Below are 13,963 nucleotides of genomic sequence, written 5' to 3' on the forward strand. Positions count from 1 at the left end.
ATGTCAGTTTTAGTAAATTTTGCCATGTTTCCTACAGATAGCGGAACAAGTGTTAGTAAATATGTGAGTCAAATCATTAAAATGATAGATTCATCTGGTGTTTCTTATAAATTGAACCCTATGGGAACCAGTTTTGAAACTGAAACCATGCCAGAAGCATTAAAAATTATTGAGGATTCTTATGAAATGATAAAAGAACATGATAGGATATATTGTGCGGTGAATTTTGATATTCAGAAAAATAAGTCAAATAGAATAGATTCGAAAATTAAAAGTATAGAAGATAAAATTGGAGAGGTAAGCAAATAATGATTGATACAAAAGATAAGAAACATAAAGCCGGTTTTGTTAATATTATTGGTAATGCCAATGTAGGGAAATCGACTCTTATGAATGCGTTGGTAGGAGAGAAATTGAGTATTATTACCTCTAAAGCGCAAACTACACGTCACAGAATAATGGGTATCGTTAGCGGGGAGGATTTTCAGATAGTATATTCCGATACCCCTGGTGTAATAAGTCCAAGCTATAAATTGCAAGAGGGAATGATGGGTTTTGTAGATACTGCAATTATTGATGCAGATATCTTTTTATATTTAGTTGAAAGAAAAGCGGAGCTGAAAAATGAGAATTTTACTAAACGTTTAAAAACCACTTCTCAACCTCTTATTATAGCCGTTAATAAAATTGATTTGGCAAATCAAGAACTTGTAATGGATTGCATGCAATATTGGCAAAACGAATTTCCAAATGCTATTGTAATTCCAATTTCAGCCCTAGAGAAATTTAATATTGAAAAAGTTCTTGAAGTGATAGTAGAAAAGCTTCCTGAATCTCCTGCCTATTTTGATAAAGAAGATATGTCCGATAAGACAGAACGATTTTTTGTCAGCGAAATTATTAGAGAGAAAATATTGCTAAACTATCAAAAGGAGGTGCCTTATTCCACTGAAGTAGAAGTGGAAGCTTTTGTGGAGAGTGCAGGTTTAATAAAAGTAGATACCGTTATATATGTTGCTCGTCAAAGCCAAAAAGGTATTCTAATTGGTCATGAGGGAAAGATGCTGAAAAAAGTAGGTACAGAAGCTAGAAAAGACATGGAGGCTTTTTTTGGAAAGAAAATCTTTCTTAACCTTTATGTTAAAGTGATGAAAGATTGGCGAGATAATGAAAACGAGTTGAAAAAGTTTGGCTACCTAAGCTAATTCTTAAAAATTCCATTTTGTTATTTTTCTTTTATCCATTAAATAATCATTGTAATTAGTAGAAAGCTTAAGCGATTTTAAGTAAATAACATTATTAATAATGCCATATTTTTATTATATTTACAATAAATAAAATAAAAACAACATGCGAATAGGAATTGAAGGACAACGATTATTTCGAAAGGAGAAACATGGCATGGATATCGTTGCAATGGAACTCATTAAGTCTCTTCAGCTTCTGGATAGTGCGAATGAGTATTTTATTTTTGTAAAGGACGGGGATGATGACACTTGGTTTGAACCCACCAAGAACTTTCATATTATTCGTCTAAAAAAACGGCCCTATCATCTATGGGAGCAATTTACTTTGCCCAGAGCCGTGCTAAAACATAAAGTTGATATTCTTCATTGCACCAGTAATACGGCTCCGATGTTTATTACTGTTCCTTTAGTGCTAACGCTTCATGATATTATTTATCTTGAGAACTTTAAATTTATTTCTTATAAATCAACCTTATATCAATTGATCGGGAATTTTTACCGAAGATGGGTAGTCCCTAGAATATTAAAACAGTCAAAAAGAATTATTACAGTTAGTAATACTGAAAGAAGTACTATTGTTCAAAAATACCCTAAACTACGAGATAAATTGAGGGTCATTTATAACAGTTATGGGGAGTCTTTTAAAAGTAGCAAGCAAAATAATTTTAAGGCGGTAAAGGAAAAATATCAACTGCCCGATAAATATTTCTTTTGTTTGGGAAATACCAGCCCAAAGAAGAATTTAACTAATATATTGAAAGCTTATTATACATATTTAGACAATTCTGATGAAAAGGTACCATTGGTTTTAGCAGATCATTCTCCAGGAGATTTGTTTTTGTTTTTAAATTCGGCAAACTCAGATTATAAGGACTATCTAAAGTTTATAGGTTATGTAAGTAACTGGGAAATTCCATCGATTTACAAAAATAGTCAGCTTTTTATTTACCCAAGTATTCGAGAGTCCTTTGGGATTCCCATTTTGGAGGGAATGGTGATGGGAACACCAGTTATTACTTCTAATATATCTTGTATGCCAGAAATAGCAGGTGAAGGAGCTTGCTTTGTAGATCCTTTTGACTCCGACTCAATTGCGGAAGGAATAATGAAATACTCAGTGGATTCAGTAGAAAGAGACAATTTGATAGAGGCTGGATACAGGCAAGCTGAAAAATACAGTTGGCTTAAGTCAGCAAAAATGTTAAAAGCATTATATGAAGATGTTTTTCAATTAGAGATTGTTGAAAAAGGAAAAAAGCCTAAGCTTTCATTTTAAAAAATAAAATATGTGCTTTTTTCAATAAGGATAATTGTGACAAATGCAATAAAGATTTTATTTATTGTATTGTCTTTCATTTTACTACTCCATGTAATACCAAGCGGACCACCAATCACCACCCCAAAAACAATAGGAATAGCAATTGATGGGAGAATATATCCTATCTGACTTAGCCCCTCCGATTTTAAATTCGTTTCCGATAACAGGTTTTGAATACTTAATAAGAGCGAAGACAAAAATATTATAGTTAAAGAAATTAGTTTTGACTTTTTTAGGCTTTGTTTAAATTTGATTTGGAGTAATGGGATAATGATAATTCCTCCTCCAAGCCCACTTATTGCTGATATTAAGCCAGATATGCTTCCTCCAATAGCTGCTGGTAATAATGGAATTAATGAATCAGATTGTGATATCTCAGTTGTTTTTCTTGTTTTGACTATCATTTGAATAAGAATGAAAATCATTAATAAAACCACAAAACCATTGAATAATTCTTTTGAAAACCATTCGCTATGTACGATAAAATGAGTAGTGAGAAGAGAAATAATGATTGCTGGAATTCCAATCATTAAGCTTTCCTTAATATATATTTTTAATTTCTTAAATGCCGTGACCATTGAGCTTCCAGAAGCAATACAGATACCAAGTAGAGAATTAGCCACAACAAAAGCAGAGGAGTCCTCAGCAGAAATGCCATACCATTGAATGACAAATGGCAAGACCATAATATAAAATATGCCACCGCCTAAACCCAATAATCCCGCTATTAATCCCCCAACGATTCCTGAAAGGAAAAGAATGAAATATTCCATATCCAAATATAAATAATATTCATATGATGTCATTTGTTTTTTTAATTTTGCCAGAAGTATTATTTTTGTTGATGCTTAACCATTTACGAACCAATCAGTTTAATATTTGCTAAGATGAAAAACATATTTTCAATTCTTGTGCTTCTATTTGTAATTGTATTTACAACAGAAGGCCAAATTCTCACCAGCCCGCCTCAGCCAAATTTTGATGAGGAATTTGAAATCATATTCGATGCTGGAAAGGGAAATAAAGCCTTGTTTGGATATGAGGATGATGTTTTTTTTCATGCAGGATTAATCACCTCTACTTCTCAATCAGCCTCCGATTGGAAATTTGTTATTGGGGATTGGGGCAAGCCAGATCCTGAGCTAAAAATGGAAAGTTTGGGCGGAGATAAATATCGAATACAAATAAATTGGGCGGAGAGATTTGGACTTGAACCAGATATCGAAGTTCAGCAATTAGCATTAGTATTTCGAGATGTCAAAGGAGAATTGGTTGCAAAAACTGATAAAGACTCAGATTTTTTAATCCCCTTAAATGGGTTTAAACCTAAAGTTCCTATTACTGATCCATATAAATATCAAAGTAGAACCTACAGAGGGCATCAATTAAAAGACAATTACTTGTTATTATTGACCTCAGAAGGAGACTATAAATTCCAATTTTATGCTGAAGATATTATCAAAGTTACTTTTATTCCAGAAGGAGTTCAAATAAAGGATACCTCTATTTCTGTTGTTATGGAGCCTAATGTATATGTTCCAGATTTAAGATTGAATGGTGAGCATCTTATATGGACTAATGGTGATATGAGTTTGAATATTCAGAAGGAGCCCTTAGTGATTAGTTATTCCTATGCCAATCAATTATTGTTGAAAGAGGAATTGGGTTTCTTTGAAAAAGAGAATAGCATCGGAGTAAGGTTTGAACTTTCATATGATGAAATGATTTATGGTGCTGGTGAGCGCTCAGTTCCTATGAATAGAAGAGGTTATAAACTGGATTTGTTCAACAGACCAGATTATAATTATGGTATCAATGCCCGTGAACTTAATTATGGTTTGCCTGTATTGCTCTCAAATAGAAAATATTTGCTTTTCGTTGATAATCCTCAAAAAGGGTATTTAGATATAGGTGAAAAAGAAAATGATATTTTAGAATTCGGTGCCATAGGTGGTGAAATGAAATATTTCATCGTGGCCGGAAAATCCCATAGCCAAATTAGTTCTTCTTTTACTCAATTAGTGGGTCGTCAACCCATACCTCCACGTTGGGCTCTTGGTAATCTTCAATCGAGGATGGCTTATAGAACCCAATCTGAGTTGGAAGGGATTGTAGACAAGATGATTGAGAGTGATTATCCTTTAGATGCTGTTATTATTGACTTTTATTGGTTTGGCGATAGCATAAAAGGTGGCCTTGGAAATTTAAAGTGGTACGAGAAAAATTGGCCTAACCCAGAGAAAATGATTAGTGATTTTAAAAAGAAAGGGGTGAAAACAATTTTAATTACAGAGCCATTTGTAATAGATACTAGCTATTGGTTTACTCATTGCGATACTAGTCAATTATTGGCCACCAAGAAGAATGGCGATACTTATGTGATGAAAGAATTCTATTTTGGAAATGCTGGATTGATGGATATGTTCAAATCCACTACTAAGGATTGGTTTTGGGAGCAGTATCAAAAGCAAATAGAGATAGGCATAGCCGGTTGGTGGGGTGATTTAGGTGAGCCTGAAACACATCCCGAAGATATGTTCCACATTAATGGAAAAGCCTTTGAAGTTCATAATATGTATGCCCACGAATGGGAGTCAATGGTTTTTCATAAATATAAAGAGCATTACCCCGAAACAAGGTTGTTCCATTTGAATCGTTCTGGAGCAACAGGAAGTCAGCGTTTCTCCATATTTCCATGGTCAGGCGATGTGAGTAGAAGTTGGAGTGGATTGCAAGCGCAACTTCCCTTAATGCTGAATATGAGCTTATGTGGTTTGGGTTATATTTCAAGTGATTTGGGTGGATTTGCCTTAGGTGAAAAAGATGAAGAATTATATACACGTTGGTTACAAATGGGAGTATTTAATCCTGTATTCAGACCGCATGGTTCTGGAATTCCTTCGGAGCCTATTTTCTTTTCTGATAAAACTCAAGAAATTGTTAGAGCCTCCATTAAGCTTCGTTACCGACTTATGCCCTATATTTATAATGCATCTTATCAAAATACGGCATTTGGTAAGCCTATTGTGAAACCTTTGTTTTATTATCACGATCAGAATGCTTTATTGACTGATTATTCTTCGGCCTACTATTATGGTGATCAACTGATAGTTGCACCTGTTGTCAATAGAGGAGTATCTGAGAAAGACATCATTTTGCCGGAAGGAATTTGGTTTGACTTTTATACAGGAGAGAAAATGGAAGGTGGAGTATTAAAAGCTTTTCCTATTAGTATGACAGAAATTCCAGTTTTCGTTAAGTCTGGTTCTTTCATTCCAATGCTCGATGATTATCAAACAACTGATAAGTACCCAGATCAAAAAATTTATATGCATTATTATCCTGCTGAGGAAGGGAGAACCTCTTCATATGACCTTTTTGAAGATGATGGTGAAAATGCAAAGAACCTAGAGAATCAACAATATCAAATCAATCATTTCTGGTCGACTAACACTGAAGAGAGTTTGGAAATTTCAGTTGAAAAAGAGGAGTCAGATTTTGAATACCATAAAGGCAGCAGAAGGATTGTTTGGATTATTCATGATCTAGTTGATTTTCCTGAGTCTTTATTGATTGATGGAGAAGAACAGTATGTCTATAATGTTCTGCAAAAACCTGTCATAAAAAATATAGATGCTAAGTATAATAGCAAAACAAAGACACTCTCCATAAATATGCCATGGGAGAAGAATAGTTTTTCCATTGAAATTATCAAATAATTATTTTAGGAACGTACCACTATCAAATCGAAAAATGAAAATATGAAAGAAAAGAAACGAATAGCTATAGTAGCTCATGACAATAGAAAGAAAGACCTTCGGGAATGGGTGGTCTTCAATAAGATGGAATTGCGTAAGCATTTGATTACTTGCACAGGAACTACTGGGAGAATGGTTCAGGATGAATTAAATACAGATGTTCGTGGGCATGCTGTGGAAGTCCATCGTTTGTTATCAGGCCCACTTGGAGGTGATCAGCAATTAGGCGCCTTAATAGCAGAAGGGAAAATTGATTTTGTAATTTTCTTTTGGGATCCTATGGCTGCACAACCTCACGATGTTGATGTGAAAGCTCTGCTAAGATTGACAGTCCTCTATAATGTGGTGACCGCTTCTAATAGATCAACAGCCGACTTCGTTATTACTTCACCCTTATTTCATGAAGAATATGAAATGAAAATCAAAGATTATACAGAATATTTAAATCGAAAAATTTAACACACAAAAAAACATGAAAAAGAAGATTTTAAGTTTAATTGGAGTTTTTGGACTGCTTATTTTTATGAGTTGTAATAATTCAACTAATGAAAAAATGAAATTAGATCCAGATTTACTTCCTGTTAGTTGGAGCAAAAATGCTAATATCTATGAGGTTAATATTCGTCAGTATACTGAAGAAGGTACTTTTAATGCTTTTGCAAAAGAATTACCAAGGCTTAAAAAAATGGGAGTTGATATTCTTTGGATTATGCCAATTCATCCAATAGGTGAAAAAAATAGAAAAGGAAGCTTAGGTTCTTATTATTCAATTAAAGACTATAAAGCAGTAAATCCAGAATTCGGAGATTTTCAAGACTTTAAGAATTTGGTTGATAAAGCACATCAACAAGGAATGCATGTCATTATTGATTGGGTAGCCAATCATACTGCTTGGGATCACCATTGGATGAAGAGTAATCCTGAGTATTATGAATTGAATGAGCAGGGAGAGATGTTTGCACCTTATGATTGGTCCGATGTGGTTTCTTTAGAGTATAATAATAAAGAAATGAGAGCTGAAATGATAGATGCTCTTAAATATTGGGTTCGCGAAGCTGATATTGATGGTTATCGTTGTGATGTGGCTTCTGAAGTACCAACAGATTTTTGGAATGAAGTAAGAACAGAATTAGATAAAATCAAACCTGTTTTTATGTTAGCAGAATCTGAGGAATCTGATTTGCTAGAATATGCATTTGATATGAATTATGGTTGGGAATTTCATCACCTTATGAATTCTATTGCTAAGGGTGAAAAAGGAAAGAAAGAGCTTTTAGAGTATATAGATAAAGAAAAAGAGAATACTCCCCAAAGGGCATACAAAATGTATTTTATTACTAATCATGATGAAAATTCATGGAATGGTACCATTGAAGAAAGATTGGGAAGTGCACAAGATGCCCTAGCTGTTCTTACCTTTACACTGGGAGATATGCCTTTGATATATTCTGGTCAAGAGTCTTCTAATGCTAAAAGACTTGATTTCTTTGAAAAAGATTTAATCGATTGGGGAAGTTATCCAAAGTCAAGGTTGTACAAAAATTTAATTTCCATAAAGCATGATAATCCAGCATTATGGAACGGTGAGTTTGGAGGAGAGTTTAAACATATCGACACAAAAAATAAGAATGTTTTTTGTTTTACAAGAGAAAAAGATGGAAGAGAAGTATTGGTGATTATCAACTTAAGTACAAGAACCTTCGAAAATGAGGACTTAGGGGTTGATTTCTCTAAGTATGGTGTCCTTCTAACTAACAAAGTTAGAGAGAATAATGATGCAAATCTATTGAGTTTAAAACCTTGGGGTTATACAATACTTGCTAGATAAGCTTAGGCATTGCTAATAAAAAAAGGGACTCCACATGTGGAGTCCCTTTTTTTATCATTCTCTATTAGAATATTATTTCGAAATTGGGAAACTAAAACGAACGGTAGTGTCCATACCTAAACTAGACTTGATGAGGAAACTTCCTCCGAATAACTCAACAACTTTCTTGCTATTATTTAATCCTAAACCAACACCAGATTTTCCTTCTAAGTCGTCTTGGAATTTCTGATATGCTCCAATTTTTGAGATTTGCTCCTGAGTCATACCAAGGCCTTCATCTCTTACTGTGATGATGTACTGATCACCATCTTTACCTCCAATTACCCTAACGGCAGTTCTTTTTGGCGAGTAAAGGAAGGCATTTTCAACAATTTCAGTTATTACAGCAAGAAAATAGTCAGCTGGAACTTGAAGATTGGAATCCTCCAAACTAATAATGATGTCATCAGTTCTTCTCATATCGTTTGCTACTTCTGCAACTCTGTTTTCAGCCAATGATTTGATATTCAAGGAAGACTCCTTCATTTTCTCAGCCATCTTTATTTTATCTAAAGCAAGGGCTTCTAACTGATAATATAGAAATGATTTACCAACGATACTATTCAATTTCATTCCTGCTTTATATATCAGCTGGTTGAATTCTGCCATTTCAAATTTCTCCATATTGGAGTATTCTGTCATAAGCATTTTGGAGAATCCAACAATGGCTTTAAGGGGCTCGTTAATGACTTCCGTAATTGGAGTTCCCATGTTTTTGGTAAGTTCATTGAGCTTTTCTTCTGACTTTTGAATGAATTCTTCTGATCTTTTTAATCTCATTGATACTGCTCCTAGCAATTCTTCCATAGTGAATGGCTTTGGAATATAATCATCAGCACCTAATTCCATGCCTGCTCTTTGATCTTGACGGGTATTTTTAGCTGTAAGAAAAATAAAAGGAGTTGTAGAAGTAGACACGTTTTCACGCATTTGTTTCAGCGTTTCATAACCATCCATTTCTGGCATCATAATATCACATAATACCAAGTCAGGCTGAATGTTAGCTGCAACTTCTAAACCGATTCTTCCATTCTCGGCACCATGAACTTCATAATCCTCAGTTTCTAATATCTCAATAATGTTTTCTCTAACATTTTCTGTATCCTCAATTACTAGTATCTTTTTCATGATATAATTTGTTTTAGGGGCTTTCTTTTTTCAAAGATAATCATTTATTTATAAAATAAAATCTCATCAAAAATGGATTTTAACATTGGTTTGTTAAAATAAAGGAGGTTATTATGCACTATTTCAGGCTTCTAGCGTAGTCTTTTAATTTATTCATAAAGTCCATTTTCTTTCTCACGCTAACCTCTACTTCATTGCCATTTTTCATAATCACATATCCTCCTTTACCCTTCACATATTGAATGAGGTAGCGAAGATTGATGAGGTGTTTGCTATGGATTCTAATGAAATTGATATCGGATAGAAGCTTTTCGTAATTGTTTAGTGACTTACTTGCAATAAGTTTCTTCCCATTTTCCATAAAGAAAAGGGTGTAAACATCAGAAGCTTCACACCTGACAATATTATTTATTTTTACAATATGTAAGCCTTCAGAACTTGGGATGATTAATTTGGGTTCGTCTTGAATTAATGCATCCTTAATCTTTGTGATCTTAAGAGATACCTCATCGTCAATGTGTGTGTGTAAGAATCGATCAACAGCATCGAAAACTTCATTGGGTAAAATAGGTTTCTTTAAATAATGGATAGCACTATATTCAAATGCTTTCATGGCAAACTGGTCGTGTGAAGTGATAAATATTACTTCATAATCCAGATGATTTGTTTTATCAATAATGCTAAATCCATCTCCATCAGGAAATCCAATATCCATAAATACCAAATCGGGTTGTGTTTTCTCTATCATTTCTATGCTAGAGCTTACACTTTCTGCCATTCCTACCAAGTCTAATTGTGGGATGTTCTTTGTGATAAGGTTTTCAAGAAGAATTCTGATTTGTTTATCATCATCTAAGATGAGTGTTTTAAATTTCTTTTCCATGCGAATTAATTCTACACTAAAGATACAATTATTTTTTCAAACCTAATGGGCAAGTTTTTTTAATTATTAACCTAGAAATATTAATTACTGATATGAAAGTAGTAGATGAATACTAATAATAACTGATGAGCAGCAGTTTTGGCTTCAATGGAAACGAATATCAAAGTATGGCTATTAATTGTATGAAAATCACGGGTATAGTTCGGAAATTCGTATATTTGAAGCACACATCCCCTTTTGACCTTTTTTCACGCATTATCAAAGCATATCTCTGTATTTATTGTGTTTTTATTTTATAGGAAGGATGTTTTATCCTCCCTTATTGTGTTATTAAAGCGAAATATGATGAGAAAACCAGCTGCATTTCTTCTGCCTTTGTTAATCCTTTCTTTTATTAATATCCAAGCCCAGGTCATTTTTGAGGATGGCTTTGAATCAGGAACGCTGTCAAAATGGATAGCAAATGGTGATACATTAGTGAGCACAATATCCCCATCTGAAGGTTCTTATTGTTTTCAAGGGACAAATTCCTATCAAATGCAAAAAACAATATCCCCAATTTCTGATGATATTATTATTGAATTTGCCATGAAAGCTGCTCAAGATAATAAAGAATGTGTAGATTTTTTAGTTTATGACGAATCAAGTAATGCGCTTGCGAGGATCTATTTTGCCAATATGGGTTATATCTATTCCAAAAATGGGGTAAATGATGTGGCTTTGAAAGTTTATACTTGGGAGGTATGGTATCAAACTAAGATTATTATAGATCAGGTAAATAGAAAATACGATATAGTAATAGACGGAGACACTCTAGGACAAAATTTTGATTTTGTGGAGGGAGCAGCCTCATTTGCTAGTCGATTTTACTTTAGTGGAAGTGAATCAGAGAGCAGTGTTGGATATATTGATGATGTGAGTATATATACAGAAGCAGCAGGTGGAGGCACAGAAAGAGATGCTTTAATGGCCTTATACAACGCAACTGGTGGAGATAACTGGACTGATAATACAAATTGGAATTCGGAGGCTCCTCTAGGAGATTGGTATGGAGTGATTACTGATAATGATGGACAGGTTATAGATTTATCATTGTATGATAATAATCTCACTGGCTATCTTCCCACTGAAATTGGAGATTTATCATTTCTTGCAAAATTGGGCTTGGGAGGTAATTCCATAGGAGGCGATTTCCCAGCGAGTATTGCAAATTTAATCAATTTAGAAGATTTAATTCTAGATGAAAGTTCTATAACTGGAACCCTTTTTACCGAGATGCAAAATATGACCAACTTAAAACGTATTGGATTAACTGGTAATAATTTTAGTGGCGAAATACCAGATTGGATTGGGAATTTAACAGCATTAGAAGAATTGGGACTATCCACAAATAATTTCTCCGGTTCTATTCCAAATTCAATTGGAAATCTAAGTCAATTAGTTAAGTTAAAGTTGGATGAAAATAGTTTAACTGGTATCATTCCTACAGAAATTGGAAATTTAATAAATCTGCAAATAATAGAGTTGTATGACAATCAGTTATCTGGTGGTATTCCTATTTCTATAGGTGATATGGTTAGCCTTACTGAGTTAAATTTGAGTTCGAATCAGTTAACTGGTGAAATTCCAACAGAAATAAGTGGTTTAACAAATCTTCAAGGAATCATTTTGGTTAACAATCAATTAAGTGGATCTATTCCGGTAAGTATAGGGAATATAAGTGGTTTGTTATACTTCATGCTTTCACAGAATCAGTTCTCAGGATTTATTCCAACAGAAATTGGAAATTTGACTAACTTACAATATTTATGGTTAGATGATAACCAATTTATTGGTGAGCTGCCTGCCAGTATTGCTGGATTACAAAGTTTGGCGGAGTTTCGAGTGAACTCAAATTATATTGATGTGATTCCTTCAGCTTTTTCTTCACTACAAATTGAGTCCTCAGATTTCTCATCTAATGACTTAACTTTTGAAGATATTGAAAATCTTCCAGCTAATGCTGGATATAACCCTCAAAATACTTTTCATGCCCACGATACTACTTATCTAGAAACTGGGATCACAGGTTTAATTCAATTGGATTTTGATGGGGAAGTTATAGGTAGTGAGTATAATTGGTATAGAGAAGGTGTATATGCAGCAACTACTTCTGGAAATAGTATTCTGGCAACAGAAGGTCCCGGGATTACCTATTTTTCACTAGAAATTACAAATACAGCATATCCAGATTTTATATTAAATGTTGATTCTATAGTCGTTATAACGGAATCCCCCGATGTGGAAAAAGCGGCTTTAATGGCTTTGTATAATGCCACAGATGGAGACAACTGGACTGTAAACACCAACTGGAATTCTACTAGCCCATTATATGAATGGTATGGCGTAAGTACAGATATTGATGGACATGTGATGGAGATATTCTTAACAAATAATAATTTAACAGGGGAGCTACCAGTAGAAATTGGCGACTTAACATATTTAAAGAATCTTTACCTCTATGAAAATACAGTGGGTGGTATAATTCCTGCAGAAATTGGAAACTTAATTAACCTAGAGTTCTTTAATATGTATTTGAATACTATTGCTGGACCATTGCCAGCTGAATTAGGAAGCTTAACTTCATTAAAGGAATTAGTATTAAATCAAAATAACATTGATGGTATTATACCTCCAGAATTAGGAAACCTAAATGTTTTAGAAAAAATTTGGCTTCAGGAAAATGAATTAACAGGTAGTATTCCAATAGAATTAGGAAATATAGATTCTTTGAATTATTTAAACCTTTCCTATAACCAATTAGTTGGTGAATTACCATCTGAATTAGGTGGTTTATCTAAAATGGAAAACTTTATGTTGTCAGAGAATGGTTTTTACGGTGTTATTCCTGATGAATATGGAAACCTAAGTTTGCTGCATGATTTTCGTATTGATGGAAATAGTATTACAGGCGATATCCCTGCAACTTTTGAAAATTTGAGTAACCTTTCTTTGTTCTATTTTAATTCAAATGATATTATCAATATACCCTCTTCTATTTCAACTCTAAATATTATAGATGGAAATTCCTCAGAGAATCAACTCACATTTGAAGATGTTCAAAATTTACCAGATAATATTTATTATGCACCTCAAAAAAGGGTGTCCATAAAAGATACTATTCAATTAGTTTTTGATGAAGAGTATGAATATGTCTTAAACTTTGATCAGGGAGTTGCTGGTAATGATTATAATTGGTACCGAGATGGTGATTTTTATGAAAATAATTCTACGGGTATTATTATTATATCTGAACAGTCAAACGGATTGACTCATTATTATCATGTGAATATTAGTAATAGCATTTATCCAGATTTATATCTTGAAACAGATTCCTTGATGGTTAAAGAGGCATCTTGTAACCTATCCTTATCAGTTGAACATACAAATGTGACTTGTACTGGTTTGAATGATGGTAGTATTAATATTTCTCCTTCTAATGGCTTAGAACCATATGAGTATAGTATTGATAATGGGGATACTTGGTTTACAGATAATCTATTTAATGATCTCTTAGCAGGAGATTATCAAGTCAAGGTCCGTGATGCCAATAATTGTGAACTTACTGAATTAGTTACGGTTAGTGAGCCTAGTTCAGGAGTGGATTTTACAGAGGATGTCACAAATATTCTGTGTTTTGGAGATAATAATGGAGCAATAGTGATAACTGGAACTGGAGGAACGCCCGATTATCAATACTCCATAGATGATGGTGAAAATTTC

General features: G+C 33.6%; 9 protein-coding genes and 1 pseudogene. 7 read left to right on the forward strand and 3 right to left on the reverse strand.

Annotated features, from left to right (window positions below):
• The 3 genes from HNS40_RS10375 (at window position 1) to HNS40_RS10385 (ending at window position 2,523) form a co-directional block, all read left to right on the forward strand.
• Window positions 1–309 carry an MTH1187 family thiamine-binding protein gene (locus HNS40_RS10375; RefSeq protein ID WP_172280480.1) on the forward strand — a complete coding sequence of 103 codons (309 nt, stop codon included), beginning with the start codon at window positions 1–3 and terminating at the stop codon, window positions 307–309.
• Window positions 309–1,205 (forward strand): GTPase Era, encoded by an 897-nt coding sequence (era, locus tag HNS40_RS10380; RefSeq protein ID WP_172280483.1) that lies wholly within the window; start codon window positions 309–311, stop codon window positions 1,203–1,205. The genes HNS40_RS10375 and era overlap by 1 nt, the downstream gene beginning before the upstream one ends.
• Before the next feature lie 145 nt (window positions 1,206–1,350).
• Window positions 1,351–2,523 carry a glycosyltransferase family 1 protein gene (locus tag HNS40_RS10385; protein WP_172280485.1) on the forward strand — a complete coding sequence of 391 codons (1,173 nt, stop codon included), beginning with the start codon at window positions 1,351–1,353 and terminating at the stop codon, window positions 2,521–2,523.
• On the opposite strand, the gene HNS40_RS10390 is transcribed toward HNS40_RS10385, so the two are convergent.
• Window positions 2,520–3,371, reverse strand: coding sequence for a sulfite exporter TauE/SafE family protein (locus HNS40_RS10390; RefSeq protein ID WP_172280487.1), 852 nt, complete (start codon window positions 3,369–3,371; stop codon window positions 2,520–2,522). The genes HNS40_RS10385 and HNS40_RS10390 overlap by 4 nt on opposite strands.
• A gap of 81 nt (window positions 3,372–3,452) precedes the next feature.
• On the opposite strand from HNS40_RS10390, the gene HNS40_RS10395 reads away from it, so the two are divergent.
• The 3 genes from HNS40_RS10395 to HNS40_RS10405 are packed head-to-tail and all read left to right on the forward strand — an operon-like array spanning window position 3,453 to window position 8,151.
• Window positions 3,453–6,284, forward strand: coding sequence for a TIM-barrel domain-containing protein (locus HNS40_RS10395; RefSeq protein ID WP_172280489.1), 2,832 nt, complete (start codon window positions 3,453–3,455; stop codon window positions 6,282–6,284).
• Between the two features lie 42 nt (window positions 6,285–6,326).
• Window positions 6,327–6,782 carry a methylglyoxal synthase gene (locus tag HNS40_RS10400; RefSeq protein ID WP_172280491.1) on the forward strand — a complete coding sequence of 152 codons (456 nt, stop codon included), beginning with the start codon at window positions 6,327–6,329 and terminating at the stop codon, window positions 6,780–6,782.
• Between the two features lie 13 nt (window positions 6,783–6,795).
• Entirely contained in the window at window positions 6,796–8,151 is a 1,356-nt protein-coding gene (locus HNS40_RS10405; RefSeq protein ID WP_172280493.1) for an alpha-amylase family glycosyl hydrolase, read from the forward strand.
• A 72-nt stretch (window positions 8,152–8,223) separates the two neighbouring features.
• Here the strand turns inward: HNS40_RS10405 and HNS40_RS10410 are convergent, their stop codons facing one another.
• Complete coding sequence (locus tag HNS40_RS10410; protein WP_172280495.1) at window positions 8,224–9,318, reverse strand: response regulator; 1,095 nt, start codon at window positions 9,316–9,318, stop codon at window positions 8,224–8,226.
• Window positions 9,319–9,436: 118 nt separating this feature from the next.
• On the reverse strand, window positions 9,437–10,201 hold the full coding sequence (locus HNS40_RS10415) for a LytTR family DNA-binding domain-containing protein (protein ID WP_172280497.1): 765 nt from the start codon (window positions 10,199–10,201) through the stop codon (window positions 9,437–9,439).
• A 345-nt stretch (window positions 10,202–10,546) separates the two neighbouring features.
• On the opposite strand from HNS40_RS10415, the pseudogene HNS40_RS10420 reads away from it, so the two are divergent.
• A pseudogene (locus HNS40_RS10420) lies at window positions 10,547–13,963 on the forward strand (hypothetical protein); the annotation flags it as partial.

The organism is Lentimicrobium sp. S6 (assembly GCF_013166635.1).
Lineage (GTDB): Bacteria > Bacteroidota > Bacteroidia > Bacteroidales > UBA12170 > UBA12170.